The sequence below is a fragment of the Stenotrophomonas sp. P2112 genome (assembly GCF_041897515.1).
Lineage (GTDB): Bacteria > Pseudomonadota > Gammaproteobacteria > Xanthomonadales > Xanthomonadaceae > Stenotrophomonas > Stenotrophomonas sepilia.
Map to the genome: position 1 here is coordinate 4362376 of NZ_CP169216.1, position 20133 is coordinate 4382508.

Annotated in this window: 18 protein-coding genes; 8 read left to right on the forward strand and 10 right to left on the reverse strand. The window is 66.3% G+C overall.

The genetic code is table 11. From position 1 onward, the window contains the following. Positions 1-33 precede the first annotated feature (33 nt). Positions 34-639 (forward strand): glutathione S-transferase family protein, encoded by a 606-nt coding sequence (locus ACEPA4_RS20035; RefSeq protein ID WP_164093363.1) that lies wholly within the window; start codon positions 34-36, stop codon positions 637-639. Positions 640-709: 70 nt separating this feature from the next. Here the strand turns inward: ACEPA4_RS20035 and ACEPA4_RS20040 are convergent, their stop codons facing one another. Further along, a complete protein-coding gene (locus ACEPA4_RS20040) occupies positions 710-1717 on the reverse strand; it encodes a zinc-binding alcohol dehydrogenase family protein (RefSeq protein WP_065186609.1) in 1008 nt (335 codons plus the stop codon). 91 nt (positions 1718-1808) lie between these two features. On the opposite strand from ACEPA4_RS20040, the gene ACEPA4_RS20045 reads away from it, so the two are divergent. From ACEPA4_RS20045 to ACEPA4_RS20060, 4 genes are all read left to right on the forward strand, one after another. Continuing rightward, positions 1809-2780, forward strand: a complete 972-nt coding sequence (locus ACEPA4_RS20045; RefSeq protein WP_065197167.1) for a LysR family transcriptional regulator — start codon at positions 1809-1811, stop codon at positions 2778-2780. Between the two features lie 14 nt (positions 2781-2794). After that, a complete protein-coding gene (gene leuE / locus ACEPA4_RS20050) occupies positions 2795-3424 on the forward strand; it encodes a leucine efflux protein LeuE (protein WP_049417162.1) in 630 nt (209 codons plus the stop codon). Continuing rightward, a complete protein-coding gene (locus tag ACEPA4_RS20055) occupies positions 3421-3840 on the forward strand; it encodes a hypothetical protein (protein WP_053496733.1) in 420 nt (139 codons plus the stop codon). The genes leuE and ACEPA4_RS20055 overlap by 4 nt, the downstream gene beginning before the upstream one ends. Positions 3841-4004: 164 nt before the next feature. Next, positions 4005-5432, forward strand: coding sequence for an amino acid permease (locus tag ACEPA4_RS20060; protein ID WP_005421234.1), 1428 nt, complete (start codon positions 4005-4007; stop codon positions 5430-5432). A gap of 93 nt (positions 5433-5525) precedes the next feature. On the opposite strand, the gene ACEPA4_RS20065 is transcribed toward ACEPA4_RS20060, so the two are convergent. Next, positions 5526-6767, reverse strand: a complete 1242-nt coding sequence (locus ACEPA4_RS20065; RefSeq protein ID WP_164093364.1) for a dipeptidase — start codon at positions 6765-6767, stop codon at positions 5526-5528. A gap of 138 nt (positions 6768-6905) precedes the next feature. Then, complete coding sequence (locus ACEPA4_RS20070) at positions 6906-8075, reverse strand: class I SAM-dependent rRNA methyltransferase (RefSeq protein ID WP_049417152.1); 1170 nt, start codon at positions 8073-8075, stop codon at positions 6906-6908. A gap of 346 nt (positions 8076-8421) precedes the next feature. On the opposite strand from ACEPA4_RS20070, the gene ACEPA4_RS20075 reads away from it, so the two are divergent. Next, the gene (locus ACEPA4_RS20075) at positions 8422-9384 is read left to right on the forward strand and encodes a TerC family protein (protein WP_010487446.1); all 963 of its coding nucleotides are present in this window, start codon (positions 8422-8424) and stop codon (positions 9382-9384) included. A gap of 106 nt (positions 9385-9490) precedes the next feature. Continuing rightward, positions 9491-10261 carry a rhomboid family intramembrane serine protease gene (locus ACEPA4_RS20080; protein ID WP_065179045.1) on the forward strand — a complete coding sequence of 257 codons (771 nt, stop codon included), beginning with the start codon at positions 9491-9493 and terminating at the stop codon, positions 10259-10261. 93 nt (positions 10262-10354) lie between these two features. Here the strand turns inward: ACEPA4_RS20080 and ACEPA4_RS20085 are convergent, their stop codons facing one another. Beyond that, entirely contained in the window at positions 10355-11461 is a 1107-nt protein-coding gene (locus ACEPA4_RS20085; protein WP_235648712.1) for a glycerophosphodiester phosphodiesterase, read from the reverse strand. Between the two features lie 204 nt (positions 11462-11665). Here ACEPA4_RS20085 and ACEPA4_RS20090 point away from each other — a divergent pair, with 204 nt between their 5' ends. Further along, entirely contained in the window at positions 11666-12748 is a 1083-nt protein-coding gene (locus ACEPA4_RS20090) for a beta family protein (protein ID WP_005421222.1), read from the forward strand. Here ACEPA4_RS20090 and ACEPA4_RS20095 read toward each other — a convergent pair. The 6 genes from ACEPA4_RS20095 to rpmH all read right to left on the reverse strand — a co-directional run bounded on the left by ACEPA4_RS20095 (position 12696) and on the right by rpmH (position 19884). After that, entirely contained in the window at positions 12696-13283 is a 588-nt protein-coding gene (locus tag ACEPA4_RS20095; protein ID WP_080104375.1) for a sce7726 family protein, read from the reverse strand. The genes ACEPA4_RS20090 and ACEPA4_RS20095 overlap by 53 nt on opposite strands. A gap of 104 nt (positions 13284-13387) precedes the next feature. Continuing rightward, positions 13388-14737 carry a tRNA uridine-5-carboxymethylaminomethyl(34) synthesis GTPase MnmE gene (mnmE, locus tag ACEPA4_RS20100; RefSeq protein WP_262090450.1) on the reverse strand — a complete coding sequence of 450 codons (1350 nt, stop codon included), beginning with the start codon at positions 14735-14737 and terminating at the stop codon, positions 13388-13390. A 3-nt stretch (positions 14738-14740) separates the two neighbouring features. Beyond that, positions 14741-17413, reverse strand: a complete 2673-nt coding sequence (locus tag ACEPA4_RS20105) for a polysaccharide deacetylase family protein (protein WP_262090449.1) — start codon at positions 17411-17413, stop codon at positions 14741-14743. 115 nt (positions 17414-17528) lie between these two features. Then, positions 17529-19244 carry a membrane protein insertase YidC gene (yidC, locus tag ACEPA4_RS20110; protein WP_111175889.1) on the reverse strand — a complete coding sequence of 572 codons (1716 nt, stop codon included), beginning with the start codon at positions 19242-19244 and terminating at the stop codon, positions 17529-17531. Next, positions 19244-19738 (reverse strand): ribonuclease P protein component, encoded by a 495-nt coding sequence (gene rnpA / locus ACEPA4_RS20115; protein ID WP_072168770.1) that lies wholly within the window; start codon positions 19736-19738, stop codon positions 19244-19246. The genes yidC and rnpA overlap by 1 nt, the downstream gene beginning before the upstream one ends. 5 nt (positions 19739-19743) lie before the next feature. Further along, complete coding sequence (rpmH, locus tag ACEPA4_RS20120) at positions 19744-19884, reverse strand: 50S ribosomal protein L34 (protein WP_005411729.1); 141 nt, start codon at positions 19882-19884, stop codon at positions 19744-19746. Positions 19885-20133: the final 249 nt, after the last annotated feature.

Genomic DNA, 20133 nt, shown 5'->3' on the forward strand with positions numbered 1-20133 from the left:
GGCTGGCCGAGTCTCAGCTGCTGCGTCAGGACCATGCTCGCTCTGTACGGAAAGCCCACCTCCATCAACGTGCGCAAGGTGCTGTGGCTGTGCGCCGGCCTCGACCTGCCACTCCAACACGAGCCAGAACCACCGGCGGACCTGCTGGCCACGTTGAATCCGAACCGGCAGGTGCCGGTCCTGCGCGATGGCGGCTTCGTGCTGTGGGAATCGAACAGCATCTGCCGCTACCTGGCCGCACGTGCTGGCCGTGATGACCTGCTGCCCGGTACGGCGCAGGGCCGCGCCCGGGTCGAGCAGTGGATGGACTGGCAGGCCAGCGACCTCAACAGCGCCTGGCGGCACGTGTTCATGGCGCGCGTGCGGCGGCACCCAGACTACCCGGACGATGCCCGCGCCGAGGCCAGCCTGGCGCAGTGGAACCACTTGATGGGCGTACTCGACACACAATTGGCCGGTGGCCACTGCCACGTGACGGGCAACGCCTTCACCCTGGCCGACATCGTGCTCGGGCTATCGGCCCAGCGCTGGCGCAGCACGCCCGGCAACAAGCCCGTGCTGCCACACCTCTCGGCGTGGTTCGAACGGCTGCGCGAGCAGCCCGGTTTCACCACCCACGTCGACAACGGCGTGGCCTGAGGCAGGGGTCAGATCCCTTTCCCTGGGGGGAAAGGGATCTGACCCCAAGGGGGCGCGGGAACCGCCGGTGTTACCAGCCTTCCAGCACGATCTTGCCCTTGGCGCGCTGGCTTTCCAGCAGCGCGTGGGCGCGCCGCAGGTTGGCCGCGTCGATGCGCCCGAAGTGCTCGCCCAGGGTGGTCTGCAGCACGCCCGTATCGATCAGCTCGGCCACACGGTTCAACAGGTCGTGCTGGCGCTGCATGTCGGCGGTGCGGTACAGCGGCCGCGTGAACATCGACTCCCAGTGCAGTGACAGTGCCTTGCGCTTGAGCGCCATCACGTCCACCTGGCCCGGGTCATCGATCAGCCCCAGTTGGCCCTGCGGTGCCAGCAGTTCCACGATCTGCGCGTAGTACTGGTCGGAGTGGGTCAGGCTGGCGACATGCTGCACCTCGCTGATGCCGAGCCGCGCCAGTCCCTCGGCCAGCGGCAGGCTGTGGTCGATCACGTGGTGTGCCCCCATTGCGTACGTCCAGTCCTGGGTATCCGGGCGCGAGGCGGTGCCGATCACGGTCAGCCTGGTCAGCTTCCGTGCCAGCTGCACCAGGATCGAACCGACACCACCGGCAGCACCGATCACCAGCAGGGTCTGGCCTTCGCCACCACCCTCCGGGATGCGCAGGCGGTCGAACAGCAGCTCCCAGGCGGTGATTGCAGTCAGTGGCAACGCTGCGGCGGCGGCATCGTCGAGACTGGCCGGCTTGCGCCCGACGCTGCGCTCATCCACCAGCTGGTACTGCGCATTGCTGCCCGGGCGGTCGATGACGCCGGCGTAGTAGACCGCGTCGCCGGGCTGGAACAGGGTCACCTCGCTGCCCACCGCATCAACAATGCCGACCGCATCCCAGCCCAGCACGCGCGGGCCATCGGTGGCCACGCCGCGGCGGACCTTGGTGTCGACCGGGTTCACCGCCACCGCGCGTACCGCCACGCGCAGGTCACGCGGGCCGGGCTGCGGCAGTTCCAGTTCAATGTCGATCAGGGCCTGGGCATCATCGATCGGCAGGCCGGCTTGGGTGTAGGCAATGGCGCGCATGGCAGCGGTCCAGTGGGGAAGGAGGCGACAGGTTGCGCCGCGCGCGGTCCCTCGGAAAGGCGCAGAATCGGGCAGCACTTTCACTCTGGCGATGAAGATGATCCGCTTCGACGATCTGCAGCTGTTCGTCCGTACTGCCGCACTGGGCAGCTTCTCGCAGGCGGCCCGCGAAGCCGACCTGCTGCCGGGGCAGGTTGCTGCGGCGGTGGCGCGGCTGGAACGCGAGCTGGACCTGCGCCTGTTCGTGCGCACCACGCGCAGCCTGCGCCTGACCGGCGAGGGGGCGCTGTACCTGCCGTATGCGCAGGAGGTGCTGGCCACCCTCCGCGAGGGCCAGGCGCGCGTTCAGGGCGAAGACGCCGAACTGCACGGCACCCTGCAGCTGTCGGCGCCGTCGGACTTCGGTCGAAATCTGCTGCTGCCCTGGCTGAGCGCCTTTCGCGCCGCGCACCCCCGGCTGCGCCTGCACCTGCGCCTGTCCGACGAAGTGGCCGACGTGTTCCGCGACCCGGTCGACGTGGCCATCCGCATCGGCCACTTCGACGACGCCAACTACGTCGCCCTGCCCCTGCTGGAAGGCAATCGGCGCGTACTCGCGGCGTCGCCCGACTATCTGCAGCGGCGCGGCACGCCCACGCGCCTGGACGATCTGCGCGAGCATCATTGCCTGGTCTACCAGCTCAGTGGCCGCGCCTATGATCGCTGGTCGTTCGAGGTCGACGGGCGCCGTAGCGTGATTCCGGTGCGCGGCCCGCTGGTCTGCGATGACGCCGATGTGGTGCGGCGCTGGGCGGTGGCCGGCGAAGGCATCACCTACAAATCCTGGCTGGACCTGCGCGAGGATGTGCTCGCAGGGCGCCTGCAGCTGCTGCTCGACGGCATCGGCAGCCACATACCGTTGCAGCTGGTCTGCCCGCACCGCAAGCAGTTCTCGCCGGCGGTGCGGCAGCTGCACGCGCAGCTGCGCCAGCACCTGCAACCTCTGCTGTCTGGCATGCCCGAGGGTCCTGCCGGCCCCCTGTCGCCGGTCCCGGCGCTGGCCGACAATGGCGGCCCCCCGTAAGAGAGAACGCCGCCATGCCGTGGATGGGCATCCAGGACCTGTGGACGTTTCTGGTCGCCGTGCTGGTGTTTCTCGCCCTGCCCGGCCCCGGTACCTTCACCCTGCTGACCGCCACCGGCCGTGGTGGCGTGCGCGGCGGCTACACCGCACTGGCCGGCCTGCTGGTCGGCGACCAGATCCTGATGTGGCTGGCGCTGGCCGGCGTGGCCGCGTTGCTCAAGGCCAACCCGCTGGTGTTCCACGCCGTGCAGTACCTGGGTGCGGCCTACCTGGTGTGGGTCGGCATCGGCCTGCTGCGCACACCGAAGCACGAGGGCGGTGATGCCGGCCCGATCCGCATGCAACCGGGCCGCTACTTCCAGCAGGCGATCCTGGTCAGCCTGCTCAACCCGAAGGCGATCCTGTTCTACATGGCCTTCCTGCCGTTGTTCATCGATCCCAAGGCACACCAGGGCATCGCCACCTTCGCGGCGCTGGCCGGCATCATCCTGGTGGTCAGCATCGCCTACTGTTCGATGCTGATCGGCGTGGGCAACCTGGCCCGTCGCCGGCTGATCCAGCACCCGCGGATCAGCGACGCGCTGCGCCGCGTGGCCGGCCTGTTCCTGGTGGGGTTCGGCATCCGGTTGGGGCTGAACGGATGAACGGGCGGCTGCCGCTGCTCGGCCTGGCCCTGCTGTTCGCCGGCACCGCCTCTGGCGCCACCGTACAGGACCATCGTTGCCTGACCGGCGGTCGCAACGGCAGCATCCACCTGGAATGGCGCTGGCTGGAGGACGGACAGTCCGACGTGCGCTACGCCGGCCAGCGCAAGCGCCTGCCCCTGCGCCGGATCTCGATGCAAAGCACGGTGCTGGCCGAAGATCGCCCGTACCAGTTCGACAGCGTCTGGGAAGAGCGCATCGATGGCCGCCTCAACGGCCGCTACCTGTTGAGTACCCAGGGCGCGCTGGTGCTGGACCTGCGCTATGAGCGTGCCCGTGACGGGCGCAGGAGCTCTTTTCACGACGACGTCGAGGCCTGGCAGGAAGACGGCTGCCACTGGCCCGCCATGCCCTGACGTCGCCCGGCGCGGGGGTCCGGCCTGCTTTATGCCGATTCCGGCAGCCTGATCGCGGTGCAGCGCGCGGCGCGTCGGGTATGACCCGCGTCAGTGGTAATGCTGCGCTGCGTTCGGTCACACTCGGGAACTTGTCGTTCTTAGTCACCCCTTCCGAGGCCTGCATGTCCCTGTTCCGGCGCAAGTCCCTAGATTCCGTCACCGTCCACGAAGCCGGCAGGCGCCTGATCCCGACGCTCAGCTGGCCGCACCTGATCGCGCTGGGCATCGGCGCCATCGTCGGTACCGGCATCTATACGCTGATCGGCGTGGGTGCCAACCTGGCCGGCCCGGCCGTGCTGATCTCCTTCGCGATTGCCGGTGCGGTCTGCGCCTGCGCGGCACTGTCCTACGCCGAACTGTCGACGATGATGCCGGCCGCCGGCAGTGCCTACACCTACAGCTACAGCGCGCTGGGCGAGGTATTCGCCTGGGTTGTGGGCTGGAGCCTGATCCTGGAGTACTCGCTGGTGGTGAGTACGGTGGCGGTGGGCTGGTCAGGCTACTTCGTCGGCTTCCTCGAATGGGTCCATACCCAGTTCGGCTGGAATGTGCACCTGCCGGCCTGGCTGGCCGCCGGCCCGCACGTGGAAGGCGGCATGATCAACCTGCCGGCGATCATCATCACCTGGCTGGTGGCCGGCATGCTGATGGCCGGCACCAAGGAAAGCGCCACGCTCAACGCCATCCTGGTGGTGTTCAAGCTGATCGCGCTGGCCATCTTCGTCGCCGTGGCCCTGCCCGCCTTCGACAGCGCCAACCTGCAGCCGTTCATGCCGTACGGCTTTGCCAAATCGATGGGCCCCGACGGCGTCGAGCACGGCGTGATGGCGGCGGCAGCCATCATCTTCTTCGCCTTCTACGGCTTCGATGCGATCTCCACCGCCGCCGAGGAGACCAAGAACCCGGGCCGCGACCTGTCGATCGGCATCATCGGTTCGATGATCGGCTGCACCATCGTCTACGTGCTGGTGGCGCTGGCGGCCGTCGGTGCGATGAGCTACGCGGTGTTCGGCCACAGCGCCGAGCCGCTGGCGCTGATCATGCGCCAGCTGGGCCATCCGACCGCGGCAATGGTGATCGGCGTGATCGCGATCATCGCCCTGCCGACGGTGCTGCTGGCCTTCCTGTACGGCCAGAGCCGCATCTTCTTTGTGATGAGCCGCGATGGCCTGCTGCCGCGTGGCCTGTCCAAGGTCAACGCACGCACCGGCACGCCGGTGGCGACCACACTGTTCACTGCGGTGGTGGTGTCGGCGCTGGCTGGTGTGGCGCGCCTGGACGAGATCGCGGCGCTGGCCAATGCCGGTACCCTGGCCGCGTTCACTGCGGTGGGCATCTGTCTGGTGGTGCTGCGCCTGCGCGAGCCGAACCGCGAGCGCACCTTCCGCACGCCGGTGGCTTTCGTGGTCGGCCCGCTGGCCGCACTGGGCTGCATCTACCTGTTCATCAGCCTGCCGCACACCACTCAGCTGTACTTCCTGCTGTGGAACGTGGTCGGCCTGGTGTTGTACTTCCTGTACAGCCGCCGCCACGCACTGATCGCGAAGTAACCGGCTCGCCGGTAGTGCCGGCCGCTGGCCGGCACCTCGCATCCTGTTGATACGAGCAATGCCGGCCAGCGGCCGGCACTACCGCAGGGCGCTTCAACCGCCCTGCTTTGCAGCGTAATCCTGCGCCTGGCGCATCACCCGCAGCAGGTTGCCGCCCCAGATGCCGGCAATCTGCTTCTCGGTATAGCCCTTGCGCAGCAGCCACGCGGTGATCTTCGGCAGCTGGCTGACATCGGGCAGGTCACTCAGTCCGCCACCACCATCCCAGTCCAGGCCGATGCCCACATGTTCCGGGCCGACCACCGTGAGGATGTGCTCGAAGTGGGCGAAGAAGTCGTCCAGGCTGGCGTGGCGCACCGGGTGCTCGTGGTCCAGCGCCTGCTCGGCCTTCAGCAGCGCAACGCCCTGTTCGATGCCCATGCCTTCCCAGCCGCCCAGCTGCTTGCTCAGCGCTTCCTCGGCCTGCTTGCGCTCGGGCGTCTTTGCGGTGTCGATCAGGTAGCCGCCATAGGCGTTCACCTGGATCACGCCGCCGGCCTTGGCCAGTTTGCGCAGGCGCGCATCGTCGAGATTGCGCGGATGGTCATAGACCGCCTTGGCCGAGCTGTGCGACAGCACGAACGGCACCGGCATCATTGCCAGCAGGTCGTCGAACACCGCGTCCGAGGCGTGCGACTGGTCGATCACGATGCCCAGCTTCACCGCCTCCCGCACCAGCTCCTTGCCGGCCGGGCTAAGTCCTTTCCATTCCGCGCCCTTGGGATCGGTGGCCGAATCGGCGAACTCGTTGTTGGCGAAGTGCACGGTGCTGAGCAGGCGCAGGCCGGCGCGGTGATAGAACGACAGCAGGCTGGGGTCAGCCACCAGCGGGCTGGCATTTTCCATGCTGATGTAGACCACGCGCTTGCCGGCAGCCTTGATCCGCGCTGCGTCATCGGCGGTCAGTGCCAGCGCGAAGCGCTCGGGATTGGCCGCCAGCATCTCGCGGATTTCCATCAGTCGCTGCAGGCCGTGGTCACGCTCGGCCAGATGGGCGGTAGCGGTGCGGTCGCCCTGGTCGGTGTAGATCGCCCAGAAACCGCCGTCCAGCGCGCCTTCGACCATGCGCGGGTAGTCGACCTGCGAAAGGGCGTTGCGGTCGTGGCGTTGCTCGATGTCGAAACCGCTGCGACCAAAGTTGGCCGGCGTATCCAGGTGGCTGTCGAGCGTGACCAGGCGTTGCTGCAGGGATTTGGCGCGGGCCAGCTCCTGCGCGCTGAACTCGATGGCGTGGACGGACAGCGGCGCGCACAGCGCCAGGGCGAGCACGACGGACAGGTGGCGCAACGATGGCATGGGCTCTCACCGGCATGGGGAAGAGCCCGACCATAGCGCCGTGGCCGCGCATTGGGTAGCGCCGGGCCACGCCCGGCGGATCTTGAGGCTGTCAGGCAGATCAGCCGAGCATGGGCTCGGCTCTACAGCGTCCTGCGGTCAATCCACTACGCGGCAGAACACGGCCTTGAGATAACGCGATTCCTGCACGTGGGCCATGAACGGATGGTCCGGACCGGCGCCGGCCACCTTCAGGATCTGGATCGTGCGGCCGGAGAAATAGGCCGCGCGGCGCAGCATGTCGAGGAACTGGTCCTCGGCCACCAGGCCGGTGCAGGAGAAGGTGGCGAACAGGCCGCCCGGCTTGACCACGCCCAGCGCCAGCTTGTTCATGTCCAGGTACTTCTTCAGTGCGGTGATGACCTGGTCGCGGTCGCGGGTCATCTTCGCCGGGTCCAGGATCACCACGTCGTACTGCTCACCGCGGTTGGCGGCGTCGCGCAGCCACGGGAAGATATCGGACTGGATGAACTTCGGACGCACGTTGTTCAGGCGCGAATTGCCCTTGGCGATCTGGATCACGTCCTCGTCGATGTCGATGCCGATCACTTCCGAAGCACCACGCGCCGCCGCGTACACGGCAAAACCGCCGGTGTTGCAGCACAGGTCGAGCACGCTCTTGCCTTCCACCTGCTGGCTCAGCCACTCACGGTTCTCGCGCTGGTCGGCGAAGAAACCGGTCTTGTGCGCACCGGCCGGGTCGGCGCGGAACTTGATGCCGTACTCGGTGATCACCGACGCTTCGGTGGTGGTGTTGCCGTGGAAGTCGAAGCTTTCCTGCTTCTGCACGTGCTCGTCGGCGAAGCTGTGGAAGCGGCAGCCGGGGAACTGCTCGCGCAGCGCATCGTAGATCCATTCGCGGTGGCGGAACATGCCGGCGGCGAAGAACTCGACCACCACCAGGTCGCCGTAGCGGTCCACCACCAGGCCGGACAGGCCGTCGCCTTCACTGTGCACGACGCGCCAGGCATCGGACACCGCATCGAGCTTGAGTACCTCACGGCGCAGCGACACTGCCTGGGCGATCTTGCGCGAGAACCAGCCGGCATCCACCGGTACGTTCTGGTCGGTTTCAAGGATGCGCACGGCAATGCGCGAGTGCCCGTTGTAGAACCCGCGGCCAATGAACTCGCCATCGATGCCGACCACGTCGACGATGGAACCGGGCTTGGGCCGGACGGTCGGCTTCTCGACCAGTTTCTGGAAGATCCACGGGTGGCTGGAGCGCCACGCATTCTTGAGGCGGACAATCGGAAGGGGGGTATTCATCCACCCATTGTAAACCGGGCGCCGGGGTCGGATCCCCGCAGGGGCTCTGACCCCAGTGTGGCGACGATGAGGTCGGAGCCCCTTTGGGGATCCGACCCCTGGCCTCCCCATTTGACGGCGGCGGGGCCAGACGGCAGAATCGGCCCCAGAAGGGGAGTAGCTCCCAGACGTTGTCGCCGTCATTTCGAGCCCGCAGGCTCCGGTGCAACGGCAGTTCCAGCCGACTGGAACTGCGAGCGAGACCTTCGCCGTACTGGCGAAGCTCTGTCCCTGGATCCCCTCCCGATCCTCCGTTGCAGATCCTCGCCGTCCGGCCTGGCATTCATCTTTCCAACGGACATTCCCAATGCAGACGATCGGTAACGTGTGGTTGTGGGGCGGCTTCGCAGCGGTGGTGGTCATCGCCCTGCTGGTCGACCTCGTGTTGATGCGCCATGGTGGACCGCACAAGGTCACCTTCAAGGAGGCCCTGTGGTGGTCCATCGGCTGGGTCGCGCTGGCCCTGCTGTTCAACGCCGGCCTCTGGTACTACCTGAATGAGACCGCCGGCCAGGTCGTGGCCAACAAGGTCGGCCTCGAGTTCCTGACCGGCTACCTGGTCGAGAAGGCGCTGGCGGTCGACAACATCTTTGTCTTCCTGATGATCATGAGCTACTTCGCGGTGCCGGAAGAGCAGCGCCAGAAGGTGCTGATCATCGGCATCCTGGGTGCGATCGTGCTACGTACGATCATGATCTTCGCCGGTAGCGTGCTGATCAGCCAGTTCCATTGGCTGCTCTACGTGTTCGGTGCCTTCCTGCTGTTCACCGGCTGGAAGATGTGGTTCGCCGCCGGCCAGGAGCCGGACCTGGAGACCAATCCGGCCCTGCGCTGGATGCGCAAGCACCTGCGCCTGCTGCCGGACTACGCCGGCAACGCGCTGAGCGTGAAGCGTGATGGCGTGCGCTGGTTCACCCCGCTGTTCGCGGTGCTGATCCTGATCGCGGTCACCGACGTGATCTTCGCCGTGGACAGCATCCCGGCAATCTTCGCGATCACCACCGACCCGTTCATCGTGCTCACCTCCAACGTGTTCGCGGTGCTGGGCCTGCGCGCGATGTTCTTCCTGCTGGCCGGCATGGCCGACCGCTTCCACCTGCTGCCGTACGGCCTGGCGCTGGTACTGGGCTTCATCGGCATCAAGATGATGATCATCGACCTGTTCAAGATCCCGACCCCGGTCTCGCTGGGCGTGGTCGCGGTGATCATCGCCGCCACCGTGGTGCTGAGCCTGAAGTACCCGCCGAAGGAAGGCGAAGGCCAGGCCTGAGCCTGACCCGTTGAACGGTGCGGCCGGTGGGATTGTCCCGCCGGCCGCCTCCACTCTCCCGTTACGGTGGCCTTGGTTTCGCGCCAGTCACCGCCATTGCTGAGGTATGGACAACAACGCGCCCCTGCCCGCCGACGACGTGCCGGCCCCCCGCAATGATCGCTCGCGCATCCTGCGGGCGTTCAATGTCAGCCTGGCCGCCGTGCTGGTGCTGGTGGCCGTGTTCGCCCTGCAGGGCACGTTCGACTGGCGACCCTGGGCGGTCGCACCGCTGGAAGCCAAGGGCCTGCTCGGCCTGATCGGCGGCCCGATGCTGCATGCCTCGGTCGAGCATATCGCCGCCAACAGCATCGCCATCCTGATCCTCGGCACGCTCGCCGGCAGCGTGTATCCGAAGGCCACCGTACGCGCGCTGCCCCTGCTGTGGCTGGGTTCGGGCCTCGGCGCGTGGATGCTGGGCAATCCGGGCAGCGTGCACCTGGGCGCCAGTGGCGTGACCCACGGCCTGATGTTCCTGCTGGCCAGCCTCGGCCTGCTGCGCCGCGACCGTGCGGCGATCGCCACCGGTCTGATCGGCATGCTGTTCTACGGCGGCATGCTGATGACCATCCTGCCGCACGCCGATGGTGTGTCCTGGCAGTCGCACATGGGCGGCGCCTTCGCCGGCATCATCGCCGCGCTGCTGTTCCGCAACGCCGACCCACTGCCACCGCGCCAGCGCTACAGCTGGGAAGACGAAGAAGACGAGGCCGAGCCGCTGTCCGACGACGAGCTGGAGCCGCCGTCACCGCAGCGCGTGCCGGTACTGTGGCAGCCGCGCGAGGGCCAGGACTACGTGGTGATCCCGTTCCGCCGCCCGGACGAACCGCGCGGTTGAGGTGAGGGTGGTACCGGCCGCTGGCCGGCAACCTCATGAACCTTCGTTGGCAATCCTTGCGTTGCCGGCCAGCGGCCGGCACTACCAGGAGAATCAGTTCCCCGCCGCGCCCATCCCATCCACCGCCTGCCTGCCCAGTGCCGGGTCGTCGGTGAAGAAGGCATCGATGCCCGTCGCCAGGTAAGCCCGCATCTCGGCGATCGATCCCTCGGCATTGCGCGCGCTGTCGGCACCCTGGCGCAGGTTGCTGGGCTGGAAGTGGTTTTCCGGGCGGAAGGTGTACGGAATCACCATCAGGCCAGCGGCATGCGCGTCACGTACCAGCGAGGTCGGCGTGCCCAGCGCGCCCTTGGCATCCAGTGGAATGATCGAACGCAGCTCGGGGCCGATACCATCGGCGTAGCCGGCAATGTCCTTCAGGCCGGCCGGGGTCATCATCTGCGCATAGGTCAGCGCGCCGCCGGCCTTGACGATGTCGGCCGGCTGGGTATCGCCCTTCCACAGCAGCTGCAGCAGCCGGATGTTGCTGCCCCGGCCGATCCTCCCGCGCAGGTAGCGCAGGTTGGCGGTCTCGAATGACTGGATGGTGACCGGCCCGACATTGGTGTACGCGTTGCCACGCAGTGCGGCCAGCAGCTTGTCTTCCATCGGCAGGCCGATGGACTGGAAGTAGGTCGGGTGCTTGATCTCCGGCACCAGGCCGATGCCGCGGTTGGCACGCCCGGCCTGCTGCACCAGGAAGGCCAGGATCTCGTCCAGGCTGGCGATGCGGAACTGGCCGTCGTAGGCAGTACTGCGCAGCTCCGGCAGGCGCTCACGCGCGTACAGGGTCTTCAGCTCGGCCAGGGTGAAGTCTTCGGTGAACCAGCCGTCGACCTTCTGACCGTCGATCACCTTGCTCGTGCGGCGGCTGGCGAACTCCGGATGCGAGGCGACGTCGGTGGTGCCGCCGATCTCGTTCTCGTGGCGGGCCACCATCACCCCGTCCCTGGTCATCACCAGGTCCGGTTCGATGTAGTCGGCGCCATCGGCGATCGCCTGCGCGTACGACGCCAGGGTGTGCTCGGGCAGCAGTGCGCTTGCGCCGCGATGACCATAGACCGACACCTTGGGTGCGGCCGGGGTGGAGGATTCAGCACTCATGGCCACCGATGGTGCCACGGCCAGCGACAACAGCAACGCACAACCCCACGACTTCACTGCGACTTCCCCAAGCGGTATGTGATGGCTGTCAGTATGCGGCGGCAATATGACAGGTGGGGGAAGGGGGGGAGCGGATGCCGGCAGGGGCTCCGATCTGACCGCCGCCACTCTTCAAACAATTCTGATTGAAGCGCTATATGGCCCGCGACTAGCCTCGAATGACCAAAAGCGGGTTGTCAGGGGCAGATCATGGAACAACCGATGTACATGCCGATCCTCAAATGGCGACAGGGTGAGTATCTCGCGGTGGGTCGTACCAACGAAGGAATCAAGGATGGGATCTATCCTCTGTTCGAGATCCCTATCGAGCAGTGGGACTTCGAGAACGATGCGCCGGCCAAGTCACTCGATGACCACCTGAAGAATGTGGGCAGACGTCTGAGCAGTAACTGGAAGTCGCGCCGCTGCCTGTTTGATTCGCCCTATCTTGCTGGGGACGACACCATGGCGGACGGCCAGCATCATCTGGAGCGGATCTTCGACCTCATTCGCACCGCGGGATGCGAGGCCATTCCCGTTACCGGCATTGACCGGCACGTCGACTACCAACAGGCGGTGGCACGCATTGTCGCACGCGATGATCGTGGCTGCGGATTGCGGCTCGTACCGGATGATCTTGAAGGAGGACGCCTTGCTCGGATCTCCGGGCTGCTGAGACTGTTGGGAGTGGTATCTGGTCAGGTGGATCTGATCCTCGATAGCTCGGCCGACGTCGCCGACTCACCCACGCTGCAGGCATCGACTTGGCAGGCATGGATTGCGGCGGTTCCGGATCTGGCCGACTGGAGATCAATCACCATCGTAGGAGGCAGTTTTCCTGCCAGTCTGAGCCCCTCTTCGAGCTATCGCCCACATGGCGATGTGAATCGCCGGGAATGGCGCGCGTACACGCGGCTAGCCGGCATGCATTCTGGACGGATGCCGTGGTTTGGTGACTATGGCTGCGCTTCCCCGCAGACGGAACTGATGGATCCGCGCCTGTTCGACCCCAACGCCAAGATCAAGTACACGATCGATGATCAGTGGCGGATTGTTGTGGGTACCCAGATCAAGCGCAATGGCCGCGACCAGTACCGTGATCTGTGCAGGCACCTGGTCTCCGATCTGCCGGTGGTCTTCATGGGGCGCGGCTACAGCTGGGGCGATGCGTACATCGAAGACTGCGCAAACAGTGTCACCAGTACCGGGGGAAGCTCGACCTGGCCAACGGTGGCGACCAACCACCATATGACTAAGGTTGTTCGCGACCTCGCCAGTCTGACCGGCGCTTCAACTGTTCCCTGACCAGCGCACGGATTTCCGCAAGACTGTAGAGCTCCGACAGTCGTTCGCATAGCGTTGCGCGGTTGCCGCGCAGCGCTGATCTTTCCGGCGTCCGCCCACCGATCAGAGCAGAAAGTTCATCGCGCCATAGGAGTGCTGCGACGGCCGTCGCGCTCACTGATGGATTGAGTTTTGCAGGCCGCACTAGTTCTAGCCTCACTGCGTTGCGCGCTCCACGTGATGCCAGCCTGACCCCCCACCAAGCAGGCAACGTCTCCAATGCATGGTCCAGGTGGCGCTGACCCACCACGATCGTCGCCTTGTCGAGGACATCGGAGTAGAACTGCTGCTGCAACGGGAGTCTCCGCAGCGTGTCGACATCACTCTTGATCTCGTAGCCGTGCAGGTGGCCATTGATGACACATACATCGACACGGCAGGCGCCGCGCGCAAGCCCCATTTCCTCCACCACAAGCGTGTTTGGATTTGCGACATGCTCAGCAATGACCTTGCCCAGCAGAGCTGATCGCACGTCACTGTCGGTAATCGGGTTCATGGCGGGATGATATCAAGGAGGTGTCGCGCACAGGTTTGAAACCCATTGCCGCCAGTCATGGGTAAGCTAGACGATCAGAGCGTCTTCGGGGATGTGACCCCGTGTTACTTGCCGATGCAGAAACTGGAGAAGATCCTTCCCAGCAGATCATCGGCACTCATCTGCCCGGTGATCTCACCCAGCGCATCATGCGCCAGCCGCAATTCCTCGGCGGCCAGCTCCAGGTGCTCGTGCGCCAGCTCGCCATCGGCGCGCTGCGCGTGTTCCTGCGCTCGCTCGATGGCATGCACATGGCGCGTGCGCGCGGAGAACTCGCCATCCACCTGCTCCCCTGCCCCGGCCGAGGCAATCGAACGCAGGCGCGCATGCAGGTCGTCCAGCCCGGCGCCGGTGGCGGCCGAAACGAACACGCGGTCCGGGTCGTCCAGCGCCGGCAGCACACCGAGCAGGTCCGATTTGTTGTGGATGTAGATCTTGTGCGGCACTGCTGCCACGGCGTCACCCAACGCCGCCTGCCCGGCCGCCGGATCGCGCGCATCCAGCACGATCAGCGCCAGGTCGGTGCGCTCGATTTCCACGTGCGCGCGGCGCATGCCTTCGCGTTCGATGGCATCGCCGCCGTCGCGCAGGCCGGCGGTGTCGACCAGGGTCAGCTCCAGGCCATCCAGGCGGATGGTCTCGCGCAACGTGTCGCGGGTGGTGCCGGCGATGTCGGTAACGATGGCGCGTTCGCTGCCGGCCAGCGCGTTCAGCAGTGAGCTCTTGCCGGCATTCGGCGGACCGATCAGCACGGCATGCAGGCCATCGCGCAGGCGGCGGCCACGTTCGGCGTCGCCGCGCAGCAGGGCGAGATCACTGCGCGCCTGTTCCAGGCCACGCCGCACCTGCGCGCCACCGAGGGTATCCAGCGGTTCGTCGGCGAAGTCGATGGCTGCTTCCACGTGGATGCGCAGCAGCACCAACTGCTCGACCACGGCGTCGATGCGCCGCGAGAACACACCATCCAGCGAACGTCGCGCGGCGCGTGCGGCGCGGTTGTCGCCGGCCGCGATCAGGTCGGCGATGGCCTCGGCCTGGGCCAGGTCGAGCTTGCCGTTGAGGAACGCGCGTTCGCTGAACTCACCCGGCCGCGCCTGGCGCGCACCGAGCGCAATGCAGCGCGCGACCAGTTGCTGCAGCAGGACCGGGCTGCCGTGCCCCTGCAGTTCCACCACCTCTTCGCCTGTGAAGCTGTTCGGCGCCGGGAACCACAGCACGATGCCATCGTCGATGACCTCGCCATCAGCGTCGCGCAGGCGTGCGTAGTGCGCATGGCGGGGGCGCAATGCAGGCGCACCCAACGCGTTGGCGATGGCCGCTGCGCGCGGACCGGACAGGCGCAGCAGGCCGACACCGCCCGCGCCGGGGGCACTGGCGATGGCCACGATGGTATCGGTGCGGATTGCATCATTCATGGCTCAGAGTTTCTCCAGCTGCGCGCGTGCCTGCGCGGCACCACTGCCCTGCGGCTGCAGCGCCAGGTAGGTCGTGTAGGCCCGCTTCGCCTTGGCCTTGTCGCCGGCGTTGAAGTAGGCATCGCCCAGGTTGAGATAGGCCACCGCACGCGACGGATCGATCTTGAGCGTGTTCTCCAGCCAGCGCGCCGCTTCGACGTAGCGCTGCTGGCGGTAGTAGACGAAGCCGAGGTTGTTGGCGGCCTGGGCGAAGTCCGGACGCAGCTTCAGCGCTTCGGTGAACTGCGCGGCTGCCTCGTCGTACTGCTTCTCGCGGTACAGCTGCAGGCCACGGTCGTTGGCCTGCTGCGCGCGCTGGCGGTCGGACGCCGGTCCGGCGGAGGGCACTACCAGCTTGGCCTTGCCGCCCTGCAGGTCAGCCACCGTCACCGGTGCCTGGCTGCCCTTGGCCTCGCTGGCGGCCTCCACCTTGTTGTTCAGCGCGATCGCATCGGCGGTCAGCTGGCGCGTATCGGCATTGAGGAATTCCTGGCTGTCCGGCACCTGGAACACGAACTCGCCGCCTTGCGAACCGGGCAGGCTGCCGAAGGCCGGGGTCTGGTGCGAGACCGCCGATACGGCCGGCGCCACGTAGGCGGCCAGCTCGGTACCGGTGATCAGGCCGTCGCCGTTGAGGTCACCCTTGCCAGCCAGCGCCTGCAGCAGCACCCAGGTGAACACCGAGTGGCCGTTGGGGCCGGCATCGGCCACCTGCTGGTCGGCGCCGCCGGCGGTCAGCATCTGCCGCGCGCTGCGACGTGCGTTCTCGCGCAGGAACGACGACGACGACGGGCCGCCACGGGTCAGGCCCAGGCCGCTGTAGCAGGCATCCATCACGAACAACACATGCTTGGCCTGCATGCTTTCGGCGATGTTCTGGATGTCGGTCATCGCAATCGCGTCGGTGGCGAATTCCTTCGGATCAGAATCGACCGGGATGATGTAGCCGAGGTCGCGCCCGGAGGCGAGCTGGCGGGTCGCGCCGTGGCCAGCGAAGAATACGAACACGCGGTCGTTCTTCCCGGTGCGATCGTCAGCCAGGCGGTCGTGGAAGGCCGCGAGGATGTTGTTGCGCGTGGCCTGCTCGTTCTTCAGCACGATCACCTGCGAGGACGGGAAGCGGAACTGCCCGGTCAGGGTATCGGCCACCGCCTGCGCATCATGGCTGGCGTATTCCAGCTTCGGCCACTTGGCGTAGTTGTCGATGCCGACCACGATCGCCCACGACTTCTCGTAGCCGGTGGTGACGGTGGCGGCAGCGGCATCACCCTTGCGCGCACGGGCCACGGTGAAGTCGCGGCCGTTCCAGCCGGCAAACTGGTAACCCTCGGCGATCAGCCGGTCGAGGATCTGCGGCAGCGCCTTCACTGCGCGATCGTGGATGTCATGGAACAGGATGATGCCGCGCTGCTCCTTGTTCACCTGGTCGAGTACGCGCTGCACGATCGATTCCGGCACCGGGTCAGCCCAGTCCATCGAGTCGATGTTCCACATGATCGACTTCAGCCCGGCTTCGTTGAGCAGCTGCAGGCCTTCGGCATTGCGCGCGCCGTACGGGAAGCGGAACAGCGGCGCGCGCTTGCTGTCGACATCCTTCAGCAGCGTGTCGGTGTCCAGCACCTGCTGGCGCAGGGCGTCGCCGGTGGTGCGCGACAGCTGGGCGTGGGTCAGGCTGTGGTTGCCGACCGCATAGCCCTGTTCCATCAGGTTGCGGCTGATCTTCGCCATCGGGCCGAGGCTGACCTTGCCATCGGCCTCGACCTTGCCCAGGTTGCGGCCCACTTCGAAGAACACGCCCGGCACGTCGTAACGCTTGAGGATGGCCACCACTTCATCGGTGTAGGCCTTGTGCGGACCGTCGTCGAAGGTCAGCACCACGGTCTTGGCCGGCAGGTCTCGGCCGAAGATCTCGCGGTCACTGTCCTTCATCGACATCGGATACGGCTCGATCACCCCGTAGTCGCGCAGGATCGCTTCACGGCTGTAGTCCTTGTGCAGGTGGGCGATGTAGTCGTCCCACTTCTCGCGCTTCAGTTCGATGGCGCGGGTGCGCTCGAAGCGGCTGAAGATGCGGGTCAGTTCCTGGTTGTAGTTGCGCTCGATCTCATCGAGCGCTTCCAGATCCTCACCGATGCGCTGGTGCAGCTTCACCGCCGGCAGCGAGGAATCGGTGCCGACCCGCTCATGCAGGTCACGCAGCACTTCACGGAAGGCCAGGCGATCGGCGTCGAACAGTTCCGGCGCAGACTCGATGTAGTCCAGCACCGTGCCGAGAGTGGCAAAGCGCTGCGGGCTGGAACCGCGCAGCAGGGTGTCGAACTGCGCGGCGATGGTCGTTCGCTGTTCCAGGCCATCGTGGAACAGCTGCTGTCCCACACGCGTGGAGGTGCCGCGGTCGGCGGTCGACTGCTGCTCCTCGTCGGCCAGCAGCACGATGATCCGGCGGTAGCCATCGAGCTGCTTCTGCAGCGCCGCCAGCAACGGCGAAGCGGCAGGATCGGCGGCGGCCGCAGCCTGCGCGCTCGCCTGGGTGACGGTGGTCGCCGGCGCCTTCGCGTCCTTGTCGCCGCAGCCGGCAACAACCAGGGTCAACAACAGCGAGGGCAGGAACAGGCGGAACGACGACGCACGCGGCATGGCGGACTCGAAGGTGGGAGGAACGGTGTGCCGGCGATTCTACCGCCGCATGCGAAAAGCCCGCCTTGCGGCGGGCTTCTGCTGGGGTCAGCCGGCCAGCGGCCGGCTCTACCGATTACTTCTTTTTGACCGGGGCCGGAGTGGTGGTGGCCGGGACCGGCTCGCCGCCATGGCGCTTGGTCATCCACCACTGCTGCAGCAGGCCCAGGCCGCCGTTGACCACCCAGTACAGGACCAGGCCGGACGGCATGAAGGCCATCATGACGCCGAACACCAGCGGCATGAACTGCATCATCTTCTGCTGCATCGGGTCCATGCCCGGTGCCGGGGTCAGCTTCTGGGTGAACCACATCACCGCCACGTTGATCACCGGCAGGATGAAGTACGGGTCGCGTGCAGTGAGGTCCTGGATCCAGCCGAACCAGGGCGCCTGGCGCAGTTCGACCGATTCCACCAGCACCCAGTACAGGGCGAAGAAGATCGGCATCTGGATGAGGATCGGCAGGCAGCCGCCCATCGGATTGATCTTTTCCTTCTTGTACAGCTCCATCATCGCGGTCTGGAACTTCTGGCGGTCATCGCCATAGCGCTCCTTCAGCTGCGCGATGCGCGGCTGGAAGCGACGCATCTTGGCACCGCTCTTGTACTGGGTCGCCGACAGCGGGTACAGCACCAGCTTCAGCAGCACCACCAGGCCGACGATCGCCCAGCCCCAGTTGCCGACCAGCTTGTGCACCTGGTTCAGCACCCAGAACAGGCCCTGGCCGATCACCGCCATCATCGAGAAGCGGCTGTAGTCGACCACGCGGTCCAGGCCCGGCACGTCTTCCTTGGCAATCAGGTTGACCAGCTTCGGGCCGACCCACAGGCGGGCTTCGGTGCTGGTGGACTGGCCCGGGGCCACGGTGAAGGCCGGGCCACGCGCTTCGATCAGGTCACGACCGGCCACCTGCGACAGTACGTAGTGTGCGGTCTGGTCCTTCTGCGGGATCCAGGCGGTGAAGAAGTGGTGCTGCAGCATCGCCAGCCAGCCGCCGGTGATGTTCTGGTTGAGCGTGCCGTCTTCCAGGTAGTCCTTGAACGCACGACGCTGGTACTTCTTGTCGTTGTCGTACCAGGTGGCACCGTTGAAGCTGAAGGAGTCCGGGTTGGTCATGCTCCGCGACAGGATGGTCGGGGTGCGGTCCAGGGTGCGGTAGACGTAGCCGTTCCACGGCGCGGCGCCGGCATTGCTGACTTCGTCCTTGAAGCGCACGGCGTACTCGTTGCGCGAGACAGTCAGGGTGCGCTTGATGGTCACGCCGTTGTCGGCAGTCCACACGAACGGGATCTGCAGCTCGTTCTGGCCCTTGGCCAGCACGAAGTCCTTGGTGTCACCGACCAGCTTGAAGCCGTCGGCGCCGGGAACCGGGGTGTTCTTGTCTTCGCTGGCCCAGCCACTGATCGCGCTGTACGGATGCGCGGGGTCTTCGGTCAGCAGGCGAACCGGCGGGCTGCCTTCGTCCTTGGTCTGCGGGAACTGCAGCAGCTCGGCGTCGAGCACGCGGCCACCATCAAGCACCAGGCGCAGCACGTCCGTGGTGACGGTCACGCGCTGGCTGGCCGGGGTGGCACTGGCCTGCGCCTGCACAGCGGCCTGGCCCGGGGCGCCCGGGACCTGTGCACTGGGAATGCTGCCCGAGGCAGCGCCCGGAACACTCTGTACGGCAGCCGGGGCCGACGTGGTCGTCGGTGGCGGGGTCGGAGCAGCCTTTTCACGGCTCCACTCCATCCACAGCAGCACGGCCACCATCAGCCAGGCAAAAATGAGGAATACGCGGGTCTGGTTCATCAGCGGACAGGCTCGGCGGGGCCGGGACGCGATGCCGGCTCGGTCAAAGAAGGAGTTGCGATGCCATCAGGCGGCGGCATTGTGCCGTCCACGCCCGGCGCGGGCAATGCACGCAGGCGACGCAGCAGGCGCAGGAAGGCCTGGCGGATCTCGTCGTTGCTGGCGGAACGCGCAGCACTACGGGCCACGACGACGAAGTCGCCTGGCTGGATATCGGTACGTGTCTGACGCAGGATGTCGCGCAGGACGCGCTTGATCCGGTTACGCCCAACGGCGTTCGGATCGACCTTGCGGGAAACCGCCAGACCCAGCCTGGCCGGCCGGTCAGCCGGCAGCCAGTGCAGGGTCATCAGCGGATCGGACACACGGCGGGCGCCGTTGAAGACCGTTGAGTATTCGGCACGCGTGCGAACCCGCGCAGAGCGAGGGAATCGCTTGCGCGGGTCTGCAGTATTCACTGTCGAAGGGATTGCGTCTGCCGCAGGGTGCGGCATGGCAATCAGGCGCTCAGGACTTTGCGGCCCTTGGCGCGGCGACGCGACAGGATCTTGCGGCCGTCAGCGGTCTTCATACGGGCACGGAAGCCGTGGTCGCGCTTACGCTTGAGGTTGCTGGGCTGGTAGGTGCGCTTCGTGGCCATTGGGGGCCTCTCGTATGAATGGGACGGAAAGAACCGGAAATTCTAGAGAGGTCTCCCCCCTCACGTCAACCCCTGGGGACTACGCGAATTCACCGGGCTGTGCAATAGCTGTGGATGTTTTTGTGAATAAGTAGGGGACAAGCATTCCGAAGGCGGGCGCTCGGTGGTAGTCTGAGCCATCCATTTCCCCCCTTTCCGGCCTGTGTTTGGGCGCCTTGTCGCGTCCATGCCCCGGCCACCGGACGATTA

Bases quoted from the DNA above. Each gene is read 5' to 3' on its own strand.
- ACEPA4_RS20035 (WP_164093363.1), top strand. From the start codon at position 34: ATGCTCGCTCTGTACGGAAAGCCCACCTCCATCAACGTGCGCAAGGTG.
- ACEPA4_RS20040 (WP_065186609.1), bottom strand. From the start codon at position 1,717: ATGCGCGCCATTGCCTACACCCAAGCCGGCCTGCCGATCGATGATGCC.
- ACEPA4_RS20045 (WP_065197167.1), top strand. From the start codon at position 1,809: ATGAAGATGATCCGCTTCGACGATCTGCAGCTGTTCGTCCGTACTGCC.
- leuE (WP_049417162.1), top strand. From the start codon at position 2,795: ATGCCGTGGATGGGCATCCAGGACCTGTGGACGTTTCTGGTCGCCGTG.
- ACEPA4_RS20055 (WP_053496733.1), top strand. From the start codon at position 3,421: ATGAACGGGCGGCTGCCGCTGCTCGGCCTGGCCCTGCTGTTCGCCGGC.
- ACEPA4_RS20060 (WP_005421234.1), top strand. From the start codon at position 4,005: ATGTCCCTGTTCCGGCGCAAGTCCCTAGATTCCGTCACCGTCCACGAA.
- ACEPA4_RS20065 (WP_164093364.1), bottom strand. From the start codon at position 6,767: ATGCCATCGTTGCGCCACCTGTCCGTCGTGCTCGCCCTGGCGCTGTGC.
- ACEPA4_RS20070 (WP_049417152.1), bottom strand. From the start codon at position 8,075: ATGAATACCCCCCTTCCGATTGTCCGCCTCAAGAATGCGTGGCGCTCC.
- ACEPA4_RS20075 (WP_010487446.1), top strand. From the start codon at position 8,422: ATGCAGACGATCGGTAACGTGTGGTTGTGGGGCGGCTTCGCAGCGGTG.
- ACEPA4_RS20080 (WP_065179045.1), top strand. From the start codon at position 9,491: ATGGACAACAACGCGCCCCTGCCCGCCGACGACGTGCCGGCCCCCCGC.
- ACEPA4_RS20090 (WP_005421222.1), top strand. From the start codon at position 11,666: ATGTACATGCCGATCCTCAAATGGCGACAGGGTGAGTATCTCGCGGTG.
- ACEPA4_RS20095 (WP_080104375.1), bottom strand. From the start codon at position 13,283: ATGAACCCGATTACCGACAGTGACGTGCGATCAGCTCTGCTGGGCAAG.
- mnmE (WP_262090450.1), bottom strand. From the start codon at position 14,737: ATGAATGATGCAATCCGCACCGATACCATCGTGGCCATCGCCAGTGCC.
- ACEPA4_RS20105 (WP_262090449.1), bottom strand. From the start codon at position 17,413: ATGCCGCGTGCGTCGTCGTTCCGCCTGTTCCTGCCCTCGCTGTTGTTG.
- yidC (WP_111175889.1), bottom strand. From the start codon at position 19,244: ATGAACCAGACCCGCGTATTCCTCATTTTTGCCTGGCTGATGGTGGCC.
- rnpA (WP_072168770.1), bottom strand. From the start codon at position 19,738: ATGCCGCACCCTGCGGCAGACGCAATCCCTTCGACAGTGAATACTGCA.
- rpmH (WP_005411729.1), bottom strand. From the start codon at position 19,884: ATGGCCACGAAGCGCACCTACCAGCCCAGCAACCTCAAGCGTAAGCGC.